Source organism: Stenotrophomonas sp. YJH_SMC_106-19 (genome assembly GCF_059368375.1).
In genome coordinates this window covers 19,103-38,958 of record NZ_JCAFRQ010000003.1, presented here as the reverse complement: position 1 = coordinate 38,958, position 19,856 = coordinate 19,103, and the positions used below count along the sequence as shown (strand labels likewise).

At 67.4% G+C, this 19,856-nt stretch carries 17 protein-coding genes; 13 read left to right on the top strand and 4 right to left on the bottom strand.

All coding sequences use genetic code 11. The features are described from left to right. Positions 1-31: 31 nt before the first annotated feature. Positions 32-2,395 (bottom strand): DNA translocase FtsK, encoded by a 2,364-nt coding sequence (locus AC5P5M_RS11040; protein ID WP_283219318.1) that lies wholly within the window; start codon positions 2,393-2,395, stop codon positions 32-34. 233 nt (positions 2,396-2,628) lie between these two features. Between AC5P5M_RS11040 and trxB the strand changes: the two genes are divergently transcribed. From trxB to AC5P5M_RS11015, 5 genes are all read left to right on the top strand, one after another. Then, positions 2,629-3,600, top strand: a complete 972-nt coding sequence (gene trxB / locus AC5P5M_RS11035; protein ID WP_053517948.1) for a thioredoxin-disulfide reductase — start codon at positions 2,629-2,631, stop codon at positions 3,598-3,600. Between the two features lie 83 nt (positions 3,601-3,683). Beyond that, on the top strand, positions 3,684-4,808 hold the full coding sequence (locus AC5P5M_RS11030; RefSeq protein ID WP_111186996.1) for a GNAT family N-acetyltransferase: 1,125 nt from the start codon (positions 3,684-3,686) through the stop codon (positions 4,806-4,808). Between the two features lie 43 nt (positions 4,809-4,851). Further along, the gene (gene aat / locus AC5P5M_RS11025) at positions 4,852-5,592 is read left to right on the top strand and encodes a leucyl/phenylalanyl-tRNA--protein transferase (RefSeq protein ID WP_053517945.1); all 741 of its coding nucleotides are present in this window, start codon (positions 4,852-4,854) and stop codon (positions 5,590-5,592) included. Between the two features lie 86 nt (positions 5,593-5,678). Then, entirely contained in the window at positions 5,679-5,897 is a 219-nt protein-coding gene (infA, locus tag AC5P5M_RS11020) for a translation initiation factor IF-1 (protein ID WP_005409596.1), read from the top strand. A 201-nt stretch (positions 5,898-6,098) separates the two neighbouring features. Beyond that, positions 6,099-6,476, top strand: coding sequence for a hypothetical protein (locus tag AC5P5M_RS11015; RefSeq protein WP_253118448.1), 378 nt, complete (start codon positions 6,099-6,101; stop codon positions 6,474-6,476). A 75-nt stretch (positions 6,477-6,551) separates the two neighbouring features. On the opposite strand, the gene clpA is transcribed toward AC5P5M_RS11015, so the two are convergent. Beyond that, positions 6,552-8,831, bottom strand: a complete 2,280-nt coding sequence (gene clpA / locus AC5P5M_RS11010; RefSeq protein ID WP_495205867.1) for an ATP-dependent Clp protease ATP-binding subunit ClpA — start codon at positions 8,829-8,831, stop codon at positions 6,552-6,554. 135 nt (positions 8,832-8,966) lie between these two features. Here clpA and AC5P5M_RS11005 point away from each other — a divergent pair, with 135 nt between their 5' ends. Then, a complete protein-coding gene (locus AC5P5M_RS11005) occupies positions 8,967-9,779 on the top strand; it encodes an APH(6) family putative aminoglycoside O-phosphotransferase (protein WP_495205866.1) in 813 nt (270 codons plus the stop codon). A 43-nt stretch (positions 9,780-9,822) separates the two neighbouring features. Here the strand turns inward: AC5P5M_RS11005 and clpS are convergent, their stop codons facing one another. Further along, entirely contained in the window at positions 9,823-10,149 is a 327-nt protein-coding gene (clpS, locus tag AC5P5M_RS11000) for an ATP-dependent Clp protease adapter ClpS (RefSeq protein ID WP_053517940.1), read from the bottom strand. A 108-nt stretch (positions 10,150-10,257) separates the two neighbouring features. On the opposite strand from clpS, the gene AC5P5M_RS10995 reads away from it, so the two are divergent. The 6 genes from AC5P5M_RS10995 to AC5P5M_RS10970 all read left to right on the top strand — a co-directional run bounded on the left by AC5P5M_RS10995 (position 10,258) and on the right by AC5P5M_RS10970 (position 14,640). Further along, positions 10,258-10,728, top strand: a complete 471-nt coding sequence (locus tag AC5P5M_RS10995; protein WP_495205865.1) for a hypothetical protein — start codon at positions 10,258-10,260, stop codon at positions 10,726-10,728. 1 nt (position 10,729) lies between these two features. Then, positions 10,730-11,191: an NUDIX hydrolase gene (locus tag AC5P5M_RS10990; protein WP_495205864.1), complete on the top strand. Its 462-nt coding sequence runs from the start codon at positions 10,730-10,732 to the stop codon at positions 11,189-11,191. Continuing rightward, a complete protein-coding gene (gene mnmA / locus AC5P5M_RS10985) occupies positions 11,188-12,330 on the top strand; it encodes a tRNA 2-thiouridine(34) synthase MnmA (RefSeq protein WP_053517935.1) in 1,143 nt (380 codons plus the stop codon). The genes AC5P5M_RS10990 and mnmA overlap by 4 nt, the downstream gene beginning before the upstream one ends. After that, positions 12,327-12,941 carry a high frequency lysogenization protein HflD gene (gene hflD, locus AC5P5M_RS10980; protein WP_053517934.1) on the top strand — a complete coding sequence of 205 codons (615 nt, stop codon included), beginning with the start codon at positions 12,327-12,329 and terminating at the stop codon, positions 12,939-12,941. The genes mnmA and hflD overlap by 4 nt, the downstream gene beginning before the upstream one ends. A 191-nt stretch (positions 12,942-13,132) precedes the next feature. Continuing rightward, positions 13,133-14,323 (top strand): methyl-accepting chemotaxis protein, encoded by a 1,191-nt coding sequence (locus AC5P5M_RS10975; RefSeq protein WP_053517932.1) that lies wholly within the window; start codon positions 13,133-13,135, stop codon positions 14,321-14,323. Positions 14,324-14,421: 98 nt separating this feature from the next. After that, entirely contained in the window at positions 14,422-14,640 is a 219-nt protein-coding gene (locus tag AC5P5M_RS10970) for a hypothetical protein (RefSeq protein ID WP_193396554.1), read from the top strand. 215 nt (positions 14,641-14,855) lie between these two features. Here the strand turns inward: AC5P5M_RS10970 and AC5P5M_RS10965 are convergent, their stop codons facing one another. Then, a complete protein-coding gene (locus AC5P5M_RS10965; RefSeq protein WP_053517927.1) occupies positions 14,856-17,618 on the bottom strand; it encodes a bifunctional diguanylate cyclase/phosphodiesterase in 2,763 nt (920 codons plus the stop codon). 131 nt (positions 17,619-17,749) lie between these two features. Here AC5P5M_RS10965 and AC5P5M_RS10960 point away from each other — a divergent pair, with 131 nt between their 5' ends. Further along, positions 17,750-19,852 carry a sensor histidine kinase gene (locus tag AC5P5M_RS10960; RefSeq protein ID WP_481526493.1) on the top strand — a complete coding sequence of 701 codons (2,103 nt, stop codon included), beginning with the start codon at positions 17,750-17,752 and terminating at the stop codon, positions 19,850-19,852. Positions 19,853-19,856 lie beyond the last annotated feature (4 nt).

Below are 19,856 nucleotides of genomic sequence, written 5' to 3'. Positions count from 1 at the left end.
ATCCTTGGACGTCGTGGGGGTACGTCGGGCCTTACTTCGGCGGCGGCGGTGCCAGCACCGTCCGGTCGCCATTGTGCTCGGGCGCACTGACAACGCCGGCCGCTTCCATGGCCTCGATCAGTCGCGCCGCACGGTTGTAGCCAATCTTCAGCCGGCGCTGCACGCCGGAAATCGACGCGCGGCGGGTCTCCGTGACCACCCTCAGTGCCTCGTCATACAGCGGATCCGACTCGTCGCCGCCGGCACTGGTTTCCGGCAGGCCGGTGGCACCCACCACCACGCCGTCCCCCAGGGTCTGAACCTCGTCCAGCACGCCCTCGATGTAATCGGCCGGACCCATCGCCTTGAGATGCTCGACCACGCGATGCACTTCATCGTCGGAGACGAACGCGCCGTGCACACGCTCGGGCATGGCGGTGCCCGGCGGCAGGTACAGCATGTCGCCGTGCCCCAGCAGCGTCTCCGCGCCGGACTGGTCGAGAATGGTGCGCGAGTCGATCTTCGAGCTCACCTGGAACGCGATGCGGGTGGGAATGTTGGCCTTGATCAGGCCGGTGATCACATCCACCGACGGACGCTGGGTGGCCAGGATCAGGTGGATGCCGGCTGCACGTGCCTTCTGTGCCAGACGTGCGATCAGTTCTTCGACCTTCTTGCCGACGATCATCATCATGTCGGCGAATTCGTCGATGAAGATGACGATGAACGGCAGCGTCTCCAGCGGGCGCGGCGCCTCGCCCAGCTCCGGGTTCGGCTTGAACAACGGGTCCATCAGCGGCTGGCCGGCGTCCTCGGCGTCCTTCACCTTCTTGTTGAAGCCGGCCAGGTTGCGCACGCCCACCGCGCTCATCAGCTTGTAGCGGCGCTCCATCTCCGCCACGCACCAGCGCAGGCCGTTGGCGGCCTCCTTCATGTCGGTGACCACAGGCGCGAGCAGATGCGGGATACCCTGGTAGACGCTCAGTTCGAGCATCTTCGGGTCGATCATCAGCATCCGCAGATCTTTCGGCGAGCCCTTGTACAGCAGGCTCAGTACCATCGCATTGACGGCCACGGACTTACCCGAGCCGGTGGTACCGGCCACCAGCAGGTGTGGCATGCGCGCCAGGTCGGCCACGGTGGGGCGGCCGGCGATGTCCTTGCCCAGCGCCAGGGTCAGCACGCTGGAGGCCTTGTCGTACTCCTTCGAGCGCAGCAGCTCGGACAGGAAGATCATCTCGCGGGTGACGTTGGGAATCTCCAGGCCGATCACCGACTTGCCGGGAATCACATCGACCACGCGCACCGACTTGACCGACAGGCCGCGGGCGATGTCCTTGTCCAGCGAGCTGATCTGGCTGACCTTGATGCCCGGCGCCGGCTCGATCTCGAAGCGGGTGATGACCGGGCCCGGATAGGCGCCGACCACCTGCGCATCGATGCGGAAATCCTTCAGTTTGAACTCGATCTGCCGCGACAGGGTCTCCAGCGTCTCCTCGTCGTAGCCCTTGGGCTGTGGCTTGGGATCATCGAGCAGGGCCAGCGGCGGCAGGTCCGAACCATCGCCGTTGACGCCGCGGAACATCGGTATCTGGTTGTCACGCTTGGCCCGGTCGCTCTTCTCGATCACCGGTTCCGGGCGCGGTTCGATCTTCACCGGCTCGCGCTTGGCGCGCACCTCGGCGTCCGCCTTGCGGACTTCCTGGCGCTCCTCGCGCAGGGCACGGGTCTGCTTCCACTCCGTCGCCTGTTCCTTCTTGCGCTCCAGCAGCGGCGCCAGCGACATCACCCCACGGCCGATCTTCTCCATCACCGTGAACCACGACAGGCCGGTGGCCAGGGTGATCGAGGCCAGCAGCAGCACCAGCACGAACAGGTTCGCGCCCAGCGCTCCGAACCCGACGGTGAGCGAGTTGCCCACCAGCTTGCCAAGGATGCCGCCCGCACTGGACACATCACCATTGAACAGGCGCACATGCAGGAAGCCGGTACCGGCGATCAGGAAGCCGACCAGACCGACCAGGCGCAGGGCCGGATCGAGGTCGTTCTCGCCCTTGCTTTCCCGCTTGAGGCCGAACATGGCGATCCAGGCCAGCGCGCCGAGCACCACCGGCAGCAGGAACGCGATGTAGCCGAACAACTGCAGCAGCACGTCGGCGATCCAGGCACCGGCGCGGCCGCCCATGTTGTGCACCGGCGCGACCACGCTGCCGGTATGCGACCAGCCGGGGTCCGACGCCGAGTAGGTGAGCAGACTTGCCGCCAGGTACAGCAGGGCCGGCGCGATCGCGATCAGGCCCAGGTCGCGCCAGAGGCGCTGGCGGCGGGGGTTGTCGGTCGTCGCCGCCGCCGCGGCCGTGCGACGTGACGCCTTGCTGTCGTCGGACTTGGAGCGTTCGGGGACCTGCTTCGCCACCTTAGACCATACCTTTGGAATGCGCTGTTAGTGATTGATAATAAATGAGACGGCGTCAGTTTTCAGTTATGCGACGCTGCGAGGCGCCCTCCGGGGCCGGAAACCGTCGATGGGCGACGGCGTTCTGTTCATCGGCTTGAATCGCCCTGCCCCAGCCGCCACTCTATGACCTGCCATGGATGCTGCGCAAACATCGCCAGCGCCTTGTCCCACTTACCTTTTCGCGAGTTTACATGAGCACCAGCCTGCCCTCCCGCCACCAACGGCTTGTCATCCTCGGTTCCGGCCCGGCCGGCTGGACCGCTGCGGTCTACGCCGCCCGCGCCAACCTGAAGCCGGTCGTCATCACCGGCCTGCAGCAGGGCGGTCAGCTGATGACCACGACCGAGGTCGACAACTGGCCGGGTGACGCCCATGGCCTGATGGGCCCGGACCTGATGGCGCGCATGCAGGCTCACGCCGAGCGCTTCGAGACCGAGGTCATCTTCGACCACATCCACACCGCCGACCTGTCCCAGCGCCCGTTCCGGCTGATCGGCGACAGTCACGAATACACCTGTGACGCCCTGATCATCGCCACCGGCGCCACCGCCAAGTACCTGGGCATCCCGACCGAAGAGGCCTTCAAGGGCCGCGGCGTGTCCGCCTGCGCCACCTGCGACGGGTTCTTCTACCGTGACCAGGACGTGGTCGTGGTCGGCGGTGGCAACACTGCGGTGGAAGAGGCCCTGTACCTGTCCAACATCGCCCGCAAGGTCTACCTGGTCCACCGCCGCGACACCCTCAAGGCGGAAAAGATCATGCAGGACAAGCTGTTCGCCAAGGTCGCGGCCGGCAAGATCGAAACCGTCTGGCACCACCAGGTCGAGGAAGTGCTGGGCAACGATGCCGGCGTGACCGGTGTGCGCGTGAAGTCCACCCTGGACGGCAGCACCCGCGACATCGACGCGCACGGCTTCTTCGTGGCCATCGGTCATCACCCGAACACCACCCTGTTCGATGGCCAGCTGGCGATGAACAACGGCTACCTGGAAATCCGCTCGGGCCTGGGCGGCAACGCCACCCAGACCTCGGTGGAAGGCGTGTTCGCCGCGGGCGACGTGGCCGACCAGCACTATCGGCAGGCCATCACCTCCGCCGGCTTCGGCTGCATGGCCGCACTGGATGCCGAGCGCTATCTGGATGCACAGGGCAAGGCCGGCTGAAGATTGCTCCACGCCATGACTGATCCTGGGGGCCGGCGCGGAAGCGCCGGCCTTTCTGTTTTCTTCTGACCTATCCTTGGCCCATGCCCTCCCCCCGTTTCCTCGACTCGCTGCAGTCCGTTACCGCCACCGACTGGGACGCGCTGCATGATGGCCGCAATCCCTTCGTCAGCTACGCCTTCCTGGCCGGACTCGAAGCCCACGGTTGCCTGCGCGGGGATTGGGGCTGGCAGGCATGGCATTTCACCCTGTGGGAGGGCGACGTCCTGGTCGCGGCGATTCCCGGCTACCTGAAGACCAACTCCCACGGCGAATTCGTGTTCGACCACGCCTGGGCCAATGCCTATGCCCGGCATGGCCGCGACTACTACCCGAAATGGCTCGGCGCCGTGCCGTACTCGCCGGTGACCGGACCGCGGCTGCTGGCCCGGGACGATCCAGCCCGCGCGGGCGTGCTGTCGGCCCTGCGCGGGGCGCTGCCCACGCTGGGCGTGTCCTCGGCGCATATCAACTTCCACACCGCAGCGGATGAAGCGCTGTTCGGCGATGACTGGCTGTTGCGCGAGGACATCCAGTTCCAGTGGCAGAACCCGGGCGACTGGACGACGTTCGATCAGTTCCTTGGCGCCATGGACCACAAGCACCGCAAGAACATCCGCCAGGAGCGCGCCAGGGTCACCCGCCAGGGCATCGGCTTCCGCGTCGTGCACGGCGATGAGGCCAGCCGTGCCGACCTGCAGGCGATGTACCGTTTCTACCTGCAGACCTTCGTCGAGTACGGCAATGCACCGGCGCTCACCGAGCCCTTCCTGCGCCACCTGGCCAGCAGCCTCGGGCGCGGCCTGGTGATGTTCCTGGCCGAACAGGACGGCGAACCGATTGCCGGCGCCCTGTGCCTGCGTGGGGGCGACACGCTGTATGGCCGCTACTGGGGTGGCGCTACCCTGCCTGGCCTGCACTTCGAGGCCTGCTACTACCAGGGCATCGAGTACTGCCTGCGCGAAGGCCTGACCCGCTTCGAGCCCGGCGCACAGGGCGAACACAAGCTGGCGCGCGGCTTCCTGCCGACGCGGGTGCGCAGCCGGCACTGGGTGGCCGATGCGGATTTCGCAGAAGCTCTGCAGGACTGGTGCAGGCAGGAGCGCAGGGACGTGCGGCGCTATGAGCAGACGTTGCAGCAACACAGCCCGTTCCGCACGCAGGACTAGCGCCGCCGCAGAATGGATGCGCCGGCATCGCTACACTCCCGGCATGACCCGTCAATTGCCCTGGCGCCTGGACGATGCGCCGGACGCCCCCTTCCCGCCCGCTGAAACCGCGCTGCGCAGTCCCGACGGCCTGCTGGCCGTAGGCGGCGACCTGCATCCTGCACGCCTGTTGAATGCCTATGCCGGCGGCATCTTCCCGTGGTTCAGCGACGGCGAGCCGATCCTGTGGTGGTCACCGGACCCACGCATGGTGTTCCGCACCTCCGGCGTACACCTGTCCAGCCGCTTCCGCCGCCAGCTGCGCGGCAGCCACTGGGAGGTGACTGCCGACACCGCCTTCAGCCAGGTGATGCGCGCCTGTGCTGCCGCGCCGCGCCCCGGACAGGACGGCACCTGGATCAGCCCGGCAATGGTCGAGGCCTACAGCCGGCTGCACGACCTCGGGTTCGCCCATTCCGTCGAGGTCTGGGACCGGCAGACCCTGGTCGGTGGCATCTATGGCGTGGCCATCGGTACGGTGTTCTTCGGCGAAAGCATGTTCAGCGGCGCCAGCGGCGGCTCCAAGATCGCGCTGGCCGCGCTGGCGGCCACCCTGCATGGCTGGGGCTGGGAATTGATCGATGCACAGGTGGAGAATCCACATCTGCTGCGGATGGGTGCGGTGCACCTGCCACGCGCCGCGTTTCTGGACCACGTGCGGCAGGCCGTGCGCTGCCCGGGGCGTGAAGGCCCGTGGACCCGGCACATGGGCCGCTTGCCGGCCCGCGTCCTGGCCGGGGGTTAACATAAACTTTGCAAGCCGGCCGCGTCCCGCGTAAAATACTGCGCCTTAGGCCCAGCGTGGCCGTTTTCTGAACCGCACAGGACTACATGTCGAAAGACGATTCCATCGAGTTCGAGGGCACCGTCAGCGAGACGCTGCCGAACACCACTTTCCGCGTTCGTCTGGAAAATGGGCACGAGATCATCGCCCACATCTCCGGCCGCATGCGCAAGAACTACATCCGCATCCTCACCGGTGACCGGGTCAAGGTTGAAATGACCCCGTACGACCTGACCAAGGGCCGTATCACCTACCGCATGAAGTAAGCGGTCGGCGCGTCGCGCCACTTCGACAAGGCCAGCCTGGGTTGCTGGCCTTTTGTCATGCCCGCTCTCCGGCCCTGCCGGAGGTCATCGTGACCGATCTCACCATGACGTCAGTCAGCCCTGCTTGCGGCAGATTCGCAGTTGCGACAGCGGCAGCATTCTGGGATCCGATCCACTCCGGATCGCCACCCCTGCCCCGCCATGAACCTCACTTCCCTGCTCGCCCCCTTGGCCTTGTCCGCCATCGCCCTGCTGGCCCCGTCCGCCCATGCGGCCGACACCCCGGCGACGCAGTGCGTGCCGCTGTCCGGCGAACAGCAGATCGTTCGCGCCGGCGCCGACAGGAACATCCTGCTCCGCTCCGGCGAAGCGCACTATGTCGTGCACTTCCGCAACAGCTGCCCTTCCGCCGTGCTGGCCACCCGCCTCGGCTTCACGACCGACGGCAAGGAGGCTGACACGCTGTGCAGCGAGGGCCGAAGCAAGCTGGACACCGGTCGCGGCTCCTGCGAGGTGGCGCGCATCGAGCCGATCGATGCCGAGCGGTTCACGCGTGAAGCGCGCCGTCGCAGCCGCTGACACCTGACAGCACAAGGGCGGCCGAAGCCGCCCTTGCCCTTTCCAGTCCTTCACGCCACAGCCCGTGGCGTCAGCTCACTCCACCGTGGCCGGCAGCAGCCGCTCCGGCTCGGCCTGGGTCTCGACCACCAGTTCGTCGTCGCGGACATCGATGCTGACCTTGCCGCCGTTGACCAGCTTGCCGAACAACAGCTCGTCGGCCAGCGGACGCTTGATCTTGTCCTGGATCACGCGCGCCATCGGACGGGCACCCATCAGCGGGTCGAAGCCATGGTGGGCCAGCCAGTCGCGCGCGGTCGGCGTGGCCGACAGGCTGACGTGCTTCTCCTGCAGCAGCATCTCCAGCTCGATCAGGAACTTGTCCACCACACGCAGGATGTGCTCGAAGCCCAGCGCCTGGAACTGCACCACCGCATCGAGGCGGTTGCGGAATTCCGGGGTGAAGCTGCGGCGGATGGTCTCCATCGCGTCGGTGGCGTGGTCCTGCTTGGTGAAGCCGATCGAACGCCGCGAGGCCTGGGCCGCGCCGGCATTGGTGGTCATCACCAGCACCACGTTCTTGAAGTTCGCTTCACGTCCGTTGGTGTCGGTCAGCACGCCCCGGTCCATGACCTGCAGCAGGATGTTGAAGATGTCCGGGTGCGCCTTCTCGATTTCGTCCAGCAGCAGCACGCAATGCGGCGTCTTGACGATCTTCTCGGTCAGCAGGCCGCCCTGGTCGAAGCCGACGTATCCCGGGGGCGCACCGATCAGGCGGCTGATCGAATGCGGCTCCATGTACTCGGACATGTCGAAGCGGACCAGCTCGATGCCCAGCTGCAGGGCCAGCTGCTTGGTCACCTCGGTCTTGCCGACACCGGTCGGGCCGGCAAACAGGAAGTTGCCGATCGGCTTCTCCGGATTGCCCAGGCCCGAGCGCGCCAGCTTGATCGCCGACGACAGGGTCTCGATGGCCGGGTCCTGGCCGAAGATCACCATCTTCAGGTTGCGCTCCAGGTGCTGCAGCACATCCTTGTCGGTGGCGCTGACCTGCTTGGTCGGGATGCGCGCCATCTTGGCAATGATGGCCTCCACTTCCTCCACGTCGATCAGTTCCTTGCGCTGGTCCCCCGGCAACAGCCGCTGGCGCGCACCTGCCTCGTCGATCACGTCGATGGCCTTGTCCGGCAGCAGGCGGTCACCGATATGCTTGACCGACAGGTCCACCGCGGCCTGCAGCGCCTCGTCGGAGTACGTCACGCCGTGGTGGGCTTCGTACTTGCCCTTCAGGCCCTGCAGGATCTCGTAGGTCTCACCCACGGTCGGCTCGACGATGTCGATCTTCTGGAAGCGGCGCGCCAGGGCGCGATCCTTCTCGAAGATGCCGCGGTACTCCTGGAACGTGGTCGAGCCGATGCAGCGCAGCTCGCCCGACGCCAGCGCCGGCTTGATCAGGTTGGACGCATCCATGGTGCCGCCCGACGCCGAACCGGCACCGATGATGGTGTGGATCTCGTCGATGAACAGCACGGCATTGGGCACCTTCTTCAGGGCTGTCAGCACGCTCTTCAGGCGCTTCTCGAAGTCGCCACGGTACTTGGTGCCAGCCACCAGTGCGCCCAGGTCGAGCGAATAGATGACGGCATCGGCCAGCACCTCCGGCACCGAGCCCTCGACGATGCGCCGGGCCAGGCCTTCGGCGATCGCGGTCTTGCCGACGCCGGCCTCGCCCACGTAGAGCGGGTTGTTCTTGCGACGGCGGCACAGGACCTGGATGGTCCGCTCGATCTCGTCGGCACGCCCGACCAGCGGGTCGATGCGTCCGGCCCGGGCCTGCTCGTTGAGGTTGCTGGCGAACTCGGTCAGGGCATCCCCCTTCGGCTCGCCCTCCCCGCCCTCGGCCCGGCTCTCGCCTTCGGAGGAAGGCTGTTCGCCCTCCTCGCCCAGCTTGGCGATGCCATGGGACAGGTAATTGACCACGTCCAGGCGGGTCACGTCCTGCTGGTTGAGGTAGTAGACGGCATGGGAGTCCTTCTCGCCGAAGATGGCGACCAGCACATTGGCGCCGGTGACCTCCTTCTTGCCCGAGGACTGCACGTGGTACACGGCCCGCTGCAGCACGCGCTGGAAGCCCAGCGTCGGCTGGGTGTCGCGGCCATCGTCTTCCGCCAGGCGGGACACGGAGGCCTCGATGGCCTGCTCCAGCTCCTGGCGCAGGCGGTCGGCATCGGCACCACAGGCCTTCAGTACGGCCTGGGCGGACGGGTTGTCGAGCAGTGCCAGCAGCAGGTGTTCGACCGTCATGAACTCATGCCGGGCCTCACGGGCGCGCTTGTAGCACTGGCCGATGGTGTGTTCGAGGTCTTTGCTGAACATGGATTACTCCGGCGGCAGATGGGGACAATATGCGGCCTGACTACGCGATTTCCATCACCCTAGCGGATTGCTGCGTTCAGATGGCGTTAGCAGTGCGGATTGCTTGATCTTCATTCACTCCCGGACAGCCCACCCATGAGCGAACCCTACCTGAGCCGCTGGCGATTGCGACGTGATGGTCCCGCCATCCGTACCCCGCACGCCCGGCTCTGGCCGGTACTGACCGCCGACGACCTGCCGGCAATGCTGAAGATCAGCAGTGAAACCGAAGAACAGAACAGCCATCGCCTGCTGCGCTGGTGGGACGGCGACGGTGCCGCGCGCCTGCTGGCGCACGAGGGGCCGGCCATCCTGATCGAGCGCGCCGGCGGCCAATCGCTGCGGGAGCGCTCGATCGGCGGCGATGACAGCACCTGTACCACGATCCTGTGCCAGGTCCTGCAGCGGCTGCACCGGCCACGGAGCGCACCGCCAGCGGAGCTGGTCTGCCTGCCTACATGGTTCGCCGACCTGCTGCAGCCAAGGGGCTCGCTGCCGCCACTGCTGGAACAGTGCAGATCGCTGGCGGTCGCGCTGCTGGAGGACGAACAGGAGGTCCGGCCGCTGCACGGTGACCTGCACCACGACAACGTGCTCGACTTCGGCACGCGCGGATGGCTGGCGATCGACCCGAAACGGCTGATCGGTGATCGCGCGTTCGACTACACCACGCTGTTCAGCAATCCCGACCTGTGCGGTCCCGGCATCCACGTCGCGACCCGGCCGGAGCGCTTTGCGGCCCGGGTGACCGAGGTCAGCGCCCTGGCGGACCTGGATCGCACGCGCCTGCTGCGCTGGATCGCTGCCAGCGCCGGGCTGTCGGCCGTATGGTTCCGCAATGATGGCGACCCGGCCGATATCGACGAGACAGTCGCGGCGATGGCACTGGAGGCGCTGGCGGAGGGGTGATCCCGCTGCAGCCGAGCATGGGCTCGGCTCTACAAGAGGCCGGTCAGGCCTTTTCCATCGTGCACAGCAGCGGATGCTGGTTCATCCGTGAATACTCGTTGACCTGGCCGACCTTGGTCTCGGCCACTTCGCGGGTGAACACGCCGCAGACGCCGCGACCGCGGGTATGGACATGCAGCATCACCTGCGTCGCCTTGTCCAGGTCCATGTTGAAGAACTGCTGCAGCACGTCCACCACGAAATCCATCGGGGTGTAGTCGTCGTTGAGCAGCATGACCTGGTAGAACGGCGGCGGCGCCACTTCCGGGCGCGCGGGCTCCACGGCGATGCCGTGCTCGTGGTGGGAATCGGGGGAAGACTCGCGGGGCATCCGGTCATTATAGAGGTTGCCGCGCGCCCGCGTCGGCCCTCCCGGAATGGACGGCACGGACGGCCGCCGTCACAATTGCCCTTCCCACCCCGGTTTCACAGGATTTTCATGAAAAGGACCCTTCTGCCTGCCCTGCTGATCGCCCTGGCCTGTGCCGGTCCGGCGAGCGCAGCCGATGCCGACGCCGCTGTCGGCCGCCTGCTGGACAAGCTGGGCTACAACTACGAGGTCGACGAGGATGGCGACTACCGGCTGGTGTTCGACGTCGAGGGCGACCGCACCCAGATGGTGTACGTGCGCTCGGCGGTGGAAGACTTCGGCAGCCACAACATCCGTGAGATCTGGTCGCCAGGCTACACGTCCAAGACCAAGCAGTTCCCGGTCGCGGTCGCCAACCGCCTGCTGGAGGACTCCCAGGACGCCAAGATGGGCGGCTGGGTGAAACAGGAGGCGACCGCGATGTTCGTGGTGAAGATCGACGCCGATGCCACCACCGACCAGCTCAGCGACGCCATCGATGCCGCGATCCGCACCGCCGACGCGATGGAACTGGAACTGACCAAGAAGGACGATCTCTGAGGTGAACGCCACGCCGGACCCGCGCTGGGCACCACACGCCACCGTCGCCACCATCGTGGTCGACGGCGGCCGCGTGCTGCTGGTCGAGGAGACCATCGATGGCCGCGCCGTGCTCAACCAGCCTGCCGGGCACCTCGAGCCCGGCGAGAGCCTGGCCGAGGCGGCGCTGCGCGAGACCCGCGAGGAGACCGGCTGGACGGTTCAGCTGACCGACTTCATCGGCTGTTACCACTGGACGGCGGGCGACGGTACGACGTTCCTTCGCTTCTGCTACGCGGCGCGCCCGGTCTCGCATGATCCGGCGCAGCCGCTCGACACCGGCATCGATCGCGCGCTGTGGATGACCCCGGCCGAGCTGCAGGCCGCCGGGCAGCGCCAGCGCAGCCCGCTGGTATGGCAGGTCGTGGCGGACTATCTGGGTGGCCAGCGCCACCCGCTCTCGCTGGTCCGGGAGGTCGCATGAGCACCCCGCGCGTGATGGTGGGCGTTTCCGGTGGCGTCGATTCGTCGGTCGCCGCTTGGCGGCTGGTGCAGCAGGGCGAGGCCGTGGCCGGCCTGTTCATGCAGAACTGGGCCGACGACGGCAGCGGCGACTGCCGCGCCGAGGATGATCGCCGCGATGCGGTGGCGGTCTGCGGCCTGCTGGGCATTCCCTTCCATTTCCGCGACTTCTCCAGCGAGTACTGGCAAGGCGTGTTCGAGCATTTCCTGGCCGAGTACGCCGCCGGCCGCACCCCCAATCCGGACGTGCTGTGCAACCGCGAGGTGAAGTTCAAGCACTTCCTGGACGCGGCGCGTGAACTGGGCGCCGAGCGCATCGCCACCGGCCATTACGCGCGGGTGACCCAGCGCGGGCACCAGTGGCTGCTGCTGCGCGGCGCCGACCGCTCCAAGGACCAGAGCTATTTCCTGCACCAGCTGGGGCAGGAGCAGCTGGCCGCCACCCTGTTCCCGATCGGCGACCTGGAAAAGAGCGACCTGCGCCGGATCGCCCGTGACGTCAGCCTGCCGACCCATGCCAAGAAGGACTCCACCGGCATCTGCTTCATCGGCGAGCGCGACTTCCGCGAGTTCCTCGGCCGCTACCTGCCGGCCCGGCCGGGACAGATCCTCGACCCGGCCGACGGCAGCGTGATTGCCGAGCATCCGGGCGTGTTCTATTTCACGCTCGGCCAGCGCGAGGGCCTGAACATCGGCGGCGTGCGTGGCCGCCCGGCCGCGCCGTGGTACGTGGTCGGCAAGGACGTGGCCAGCAACGTGCTGTATGTCGATCAGGACCGCGACAGCCCGTGGATGCTCTCCGAACGCCTGCGTTCGGAAACCGCGCACTGGATCGCCGGCGCACCACCGGCCCGGCGTTTCGAATGCACTGCCCAGACCCGCTACCGCCAGCCCGACGAGCCGTGTACGGTCGATGTGCTGGACGATGGCAGCGTGCTGGTCACCTTTGCCCGCCCGCAGCGGGCCGTCACGCCCGGCCAGTCGCTGGTGCTGTATGACGGCGAGATCTGCCTGGGCGGTGCGGTGATCGCCGCCACCGATGCGCCGCTGGAACAGCGCCTGCGCACCACCCCTTCTCCTTTTGAGGTAATCGCTGCATGAGTTTCACTGTCGACGACCGCGTCCTGGCCCTGGCCGGCATTGCCCAGGCCCTGCAGCAGGTGCGCCGCATCGCCGATACCGGCCATTCCGACGCCGCCGCTGTACGTACCGCGGTGGACAGCGTGTTCCGCGTCGACGCGTCCTCTCCGCAGGAGGTGTTCGGCGACCGCCACGCGCTGAAGTCGGGCCTGCGCCTGCTGCACAACTACTTCCGCAACCAGGGCCAGGATCCGATCCTGCCCAAGCTGGCATTGTCGGTGCTGCAGCTGGAGCGCCGCTTCGTGCAGGACGGCGCAACCGTCAACAAGGTTGCCGCGGGCATCGAGCAGGCGCAGCGCAAGGCCGCCGAACTGGGCGACAGCGGTCACCCGGATGTGCTGGCCAGCCTCGGCGGCGTCTATGCGGACACCATCAGCCATCTCAAGCCGCGGGTGATGGTGCAGGGCAACCCGCATTACCTGGGCCAGGCCGGTGTGGTCTCCGAGATCCGTGCCCTGCTGCTGGCCGCCGTCCGCGCCGCGGTGCTGTGGCGGCAGGTGGGCGGCAGCTACTGGGACTTCCTGTTTGGTCGCAAGGCGATGGTCGAGGCCGTGGACCGCCTGCTGGCCTGACCGTTGCATCCGCCGGGCATGGCCCGGCGCTACCGCATGGCCTGACCGTCGCGCAGCGCTGCAGGGGTACCGCCGGGCCATGCCCGGCGAGCGTCCGGCGCCGGAAATCCGGCGCATTCAGAAAGCGCATCGACGTTAAAGAGAAAGGGCACACGGCCGATACATCCTCCGTGCACCTCCCGAGAACGTCCATGTACTCACGCATTTTCATCCGTCTGGCCGCCCCGCTGGCCCTGACCCTGCTGCTCCCCTTCGCCATCGGTTTCGAATGGCCGGCCGCCCTGCGCTGGGCGATCCTGACCACGATGACGCTGAGCTGGCTGGGCTTTGCGTGGTGGACCGCGCGCGCCCAGGCGCACCGCTCACCGGAACAGGCCCGCGTCCTGCGTGAGCAGGACCAGCTGCTGACCGAACTGCGCAGCTTCGTCGGCAACGAAATCGACGGTTCGCGTGGTGAAGTGGAACGCGCCCGCGACCTGATCCGCCAGGCGGTATCGAGCCTGGGCGGCAGCTTCGATGCAATGAACCGCAAGTCACGCCAGCAGAGCCAGGCGCTGTCGCGCATCGTCGACCGTGCCGGCGATGAAGGCAGTGCGGGCCTCGACGTTGCGCGGTTCGCCCAGCATGCCAGTCATCGCATGGAACAGCTGGTGGAAGCGCTGGAACAGGTCAGCGGCCAGAGCTCTACCACCGTGCAGCACATCGACCAGATGGCGCAGCACCTGGACGGCATCTTCGCGCTGCTGGAAGACGTCAAGTCGATTGCCGACCAGACCAACCTGCTGGCACTGAATGCCGCCATCGAAGCGGCCCGTGCCGGCGAGGCCGGCCGCGGCTTCGCGGTGGTCGCCGACGAAGTGCGCAACCTGTCCGAGCGCTCGACCACCTTCAACGAACAGATCCGAAAGCTGGCCCACAGCTCCAAGGACGCCATCGCCAAGGTCCGCGAGACGGTCTCGCACATGGCTTCGCGCGACATGGACCGCTCCCGCGAAGCACGCCAGGAAGCAGCGGCCATGCTGGACAACGTGGCGCAGATCAATGCTTCTCTGGGCGAAGGCATGCGCGAGGTGTCCGAGTGTGCGCGTGCCATCGACGGCAGCGTCGCCGAGGCCGTGCGCGCGCTGCAGTTCGAAGATATCGCCACGCAGGCGCTGGGTGGCGTGCATACCCATCTCGACCGCCTGACCGCGATCAACCGCGAAGCGGTGGCCCTGCAGGAACTGCTGCACCGCAATGGCGGCGTCTTCGACGAAGAGATCGCCAGCGCGCTGCAGCGCACCGGCAACCGTCTGCGCGAACTTCGCAACGAATGGGAGCGCCCGCCGCACAAGCCGGTCGCCCAGCAGAACATGGGCGCCGGTACCGTCGAACTGTTCTGACACGCGTGTCCGCTGCCCTCTCCGGCAGTCTGCAAGGCCCCGGCTCGACCGGGGCCTTTGCCTGTGATCCACCGCCGAATGCATCCTGTACGCGCCCCATGGCCCTGATCAGCGCCCCGCCCTCCTCCCTCACCGACATCGAACGCCCGCGCAACGCCAGCGTGCGAGAACAGCTGCAGCAGCTGGAAAAGGTCGCGCATGAGGAGATCCGCGAGCTGCAGCAGCTCGCCGATGCGCGCTCGCCCTCGCCCGGTACCGCCGGCGAACTGCTGGGCATGGCCTGGGACCTGGGGTTGGATGGAGATGCCCTGAAGTAGCGCCGGGGCGTCTGCCGGGTCTATCGCGGCCCGAACACGAAAGAGCCGAGCGTCGGCTCGGCTCTACGGTGAAACAGGCCCATGCTCGGCTGAGGCGCAGGGATATCCATCGCTCCGACCAGAAAGCGCCGCCGAGCCCATGCTCGGCTCATATGCGCCGCAGGTTCATCGCAACCGGACAGGCCTGGAGACCGCGGGTACGCGGTCACAAATCGTCAACGCACCAGCAGCGCTTCGTTGCCGGCGTCCGTGCGCGACGGTGACTGATGCTGCTGGCGCAGCCACTGCGCCAGGTCGCGCGGGCTCAGCGGCCGCGAGTACAGGTAGCCCTGGATCTCGTCGCAGCCCTGGCGGCGCAGCATGTCTTCTTCCTGGTGCGTTTCCACACCTTCGGCCACGACCTTCATGCCCAGCGCGTGGCCCAGGTGCACGATGGCCTGGGTCACCTCGGCCGTACCCGAGTCGTGCAGCATGCCCTGCACGAAGCTGCGGTCGATCTTCAGGCGGCCCACCGGGAACCGGTTGAGGTAGTTGAGGTTGGAGAATCCCGTTCCGAAATCGTCCACCGCCAGCGGAACACCGTGCCGTTCCAGCACGTCGAAGCAATGGCGAAGGATGTCGGTGTCACGGATCAGCGCCGACTCGGTCAGCTCCAGTTCCAGGCGCTGTGGCGGCCAGCCATGGGCATGGCAGATCTCGATCACCCGCTCGGCGAAGCCGCGATCACGCAGCTGCACGGCCGAGACGTTCACCGCGATGCGGTCGAAGTGCAGACCGGCTCTGTCCCAGGCAGTGGCCTGGCGGCAGGCTTCGTTCAGTACCCAGTCGCCGATGCGCACGATTTCACCGCACTTCTCGGCGATGGGAATGAACTCGGCCGGACTGCAGTAGCCGATGCCGGGTCGATGCCAGCGCAGCAGTGCTTCGATGGCCGGCGGCTCGCCAAGGTGGGCGTGCAGCAGCGGCTGATAGGCCAGGCTGAACTCCTCGCGCTCGATCGCGCCATGGAGTGCATGCTCCAGCTCAAGCCGGCGCTGGATGCGGGCCAGTGCGTCCTGGCTGTAGTACTGGTAGGTGTTGCGACCGGCTTCCTTGGCCGCATACATCGCGGCATCGGCGGCGCGCAGCAGTGAATCGAAATCGGTCTGGGTATCGCCCAGCATGGCGATGCCCACGCTGGCCCCCACCTTCAGCGTGGTATCGCCGCGGCGCAGCGGCTCGGCCAGCGAGCCGATCAGCTTGCGCGCCACGTGGCCAGCGTCTTCCGGTTCGGCCAGGTCGCGCAGCACCACGATGAATTCGTCACCGCTGAAGCGGCCGAACAGATCGTTGTTGCGCAGGTTCTGGTGCAGCCGGGTGGCCGCCGCCTTCAGCAGGGCATCACCGGTGGCATGGCCGAAGCTGTCGTTGATGGTCTTGAAGCCATCCAGGTCGATGAACAGCATCGCCAGCGAGGTGCCGCGATCACGCGCTTCCTCGATTGCTTCAGCCGTCTGCTCGCCCAGCAGCACCCGGTTCGGCAGGCCGGTCAGCAGGTCGTAATGGGCCAGCAGCTCGATTCGCTCATTGGCCTCGCGCTCTCGCGTGATGTCACGGAACAGCACCACGAAGCGTGGCGGCAGGCCATCGCGCCGATCCAGCTCGATCAGCACCTGCACCCATACGCGCAGGCCGGATTGACGATAGAAGCAGAGATCCAGCTGCTCGGGCAGTCCGCCACCGGCAATCCGGCCCAGCGCCGCCTCGAACGCACTGCGCGAGTCCTCGGTGTACAGCGCCAACGCCTGGTCCAGGGTGATCGGCTCCTTGCGCAGTCCGTGGATGCGATAGCACTCTTCGGTCCATTGCATGTGCCGGGTCTGCACCTCGATCTCGCACCCGCCGATGCGGCCCAGGGCCGAAACGCGGTTGAGCAGCTCGGTACGCCAGCGGATCAGCGCATCGGTCTGGTGCTGTTCGGTGATGTTCTGCACCTGGCCCAGCAGCCGCTTGGGCTGGCCCTCGCCGTCCAGCAGCGGCTGCATCCACAGCCGCAGATGCAGCGATGGTTCGCCGCTGCCGCGGGCCAGCTCCAGTTCGAGGCTGGCGGAGCGGCCATCGCGCCACAAGCGGCGCCAGGCTGCCCGCAGCGCTCCACGTGAACGCGGATGCAGCTGCTTGAGCCAGCGTCGCTGGCCGGGCACGTTGCCGGGCTCAAGTGCGAGCAGCGAACGCAGTTCGGGCGACCACCAGAAGGAGCCCGTGCCTGGATCGAACGACCAGCTGCCCATGCTGGCGATGCGCTGCGCCTCGCTCAGGTGCACCTGCTGTTCGTGCAGCAACGCCTCCAGCTGCTTCTGCTGTTCGATGTCGGTGTGGGTGCCGACCATCCGCAGCGGCTGGCCGTCGGCAGTGCGCGCGACCACGCGGCCACGATCAAGCACCCAGCGCCACTGCCCGTCGGGCTGGCGGAAGCGGAACTGCGCGCTGTACTGGTCGCTGGTTCCACGCAGGTGCTGATCCAGCGCGGCGCGCACGTGGCCGATGTCCTCGCCGTGCACGCGCGCCAGCATTCCGCTGGCGGTCTCTTCGCCCAGGCCAGGGGTGCGGGTGACGCGATCGCTGGGAATATCCCAGTCCCACAGGCTGTGGCCAGCGCTGTCCAGCGCCAGTTCCCAGCGTCCGCCACCCGCCAGCGGCACAGGTTCCGGCACGCTCAGGGTGAAGGCCAGCAGATTGCCGGCGCCGTCATGCACGGCGCGCAGGTGGCCGTCGTAATGGCCGCGCGGCCCTCCCGGCAGGCTGCACGCAACAATGCCACCGTCGGCCGCCAGCAGACGCAGGTCCTCCAGCATCGGCGCGTAGGCCGCGACCGTCGCCGGCAGGCCATGCTCGCGCGCGGCCGGATTGGCTGCCAGCGGACGGCCAGTGCGGTCGACGATGACCAGCGCCGACGCGAGCGGATGCTGCAGCAGGCTGGCGATGATCCCTTGGTCCACGCGATCTTGCTCCGGATGAAACGCCCGACAGCGGGGCACGCAGTGGTTAACGGCGCCTGCGGCGGATAATTGAGTGGCTACGGGGCACCTGCGCGGTAAGATGGCCGGCGCCCCTACCTGCTGCCCTGTCCATGCCCGCAGAACCGACCGGCACCGCCCCTGTTCCCGACCCGCGGATGGCCCAATCGCTGGGCCGCGATCGTCGGCGGATCGTGCTGAGTTACCTGGCGATGGCCCTGGCCTGGATGATCGCCACCGACAGCGCCGTGCAGCTGCTGGTACCCGATCCGTACCAGGCATCACTGTGGCAAAGCCTGAAAGGGTCGTTCTTCGCCCTGGCCAGCGCCGGGCTGCTGTACCTGCTGCTGCGGCCGCTGGCCGAGCACGTGCTGCTCACCCATGCCCGCCTGCAGGCCTCCGAGCTGCGCCTGCGGCAGATGTTCGAGGGCAATCCCGGGCCGATCCTGGTCTACGATCTGGACAGCCTGGCCATTCTCGATGCCAATCCTGCGGCCTGCAGCGCCTTCGGCTGGGAGCGCGAGGAACTGCTTGAGCGCACCATCGACGTGCTCTGGCCGCCCGGCCAGGACCAGGCGCTGCAGACCAAGCTCGAAGCCATCCGGGAGGCGCCCGAGCAGCTGTGCATCCTGCGGGCGCAGCTGCAGCTGCGCGATGGCAGCCTGCGGCAGATGGAGCTGCGCTCGAACGCAATCGGTTACGACGGCCACAACGCACGCCTGCTGATTGCCATCGATCGCACCGCCGAGGACCTTGCACAGCTGCGCCGGGACCAGGCACTGGCACGGGTGGAGGAAGCGCATGAGCTGGCGAAGATCGGCGCCTGGGAACTGGACCCCTCCAGCGGGCTGGGCCGGTACTCCAGCCAGGTCTACCGCCTGCTCGGCCGGCGCCCGCCGGAAGCGCGCCGCTGGCATCGCTTCGACGAACTGCTGGTGGCGGCCGATCCGGCCACTGCCGCGCAGGCGGACCAGCTGCTGGCCGAACTGTGTTCCGGCGAACCGGTGCAGGTGGACGTGCTGCTGCCGCTGCTGTCGATGGATGGCCGCGCGTTGATGGTGCACCTGCGCGCGGCCAGCGGCGTTGACGAGGCCGGCCGCGACCGCGTGCTCGGCACGCTGCAGGACGTGACCGAGCGCGAGCAGTCGCGGCGGCTGCTGCGCGAACGTGAGGAACAGTTCCGCGAACTGGTGCGTGTACTGCCGGACGGCGTGGTCATCCTCTTCGAGGAGCACGTACTGTACGCCAACGCCTGGGCCGCGAGCCTGTTCGGCTATGGCGGCCATGCCCTGCTCGGCGAGCCGCTGGCGGCCCTGGTCGCCGACAGCGATCTGGCGCGGGTACGTGTGCAGCTCCGGGCCGGCCAGCCCCAGCACGGCCCCGGCCACAGCAGCGTGGTGGCGATGCAGCGTGCCGATGGCCGCAGCTTCCACGCCGGCCTGGCTGTGGGCGAAGTGCGCTATGGCGGTCGCGACTGCAAGCTGCTGATCGTGCGTGACCTGAGCGACTCCGAGCGCACCCGCAGTGCGCTGGAGACCAGCAACCGCGAACTGCAGGCGATGGCCGGCCGGTTGTTCTCGCTGCAGGAGGACGAGCGCCGCGCGATCTCGCGCGACCTGCACGATGACATCGGGCAGGCCATCACCGCCATCAAGCTCTCCGCCTATGCCGCGCAGGACGAAGACGATCCGAAGCGCCGCAGCGAGGATCTGGCACAGATCGTCAGCCTGGCCGACACCACGGTGGCCAAGCTGCGTGACATCTCCACCCTGCTGCGGCCACCACAACTGGATGCGCTGGGCCTGGAGGCGGCATTGAGCTGGCAGGCACGGGTACTGTTCCGCTCCTCACCGGTGGAACTGCTGGCCGAAATCGAGCCCCTGCCGCATCGGCCCGACAACAGCATCGAGCAGGCCTGTTTCCGCATCGCCCAGGAAAGCCTGACCAACGTACTGCGCCACGCCCGCGCCAGCCAGGTGCAGCTGCAGCTGCGCGATGTCGGCCAGCGCGGGCTGCACCTGCAGATCCGCGACGACGGCGAGGGTTTCGACCCTGAGGGCCCACGCGGCCTGGGCCTGATCGTCATGCGCGAACGTGCGCAGAGCGTGGGCGGCCACGTGCGCATCGAGTCGGCGCACGGCGCCGGCACCCTGGTCGATGTCCATCTTCCCTACCAGGCAGCCTGCGCGGCTGCCGTCGAAACACCGGATTACTGAGCCT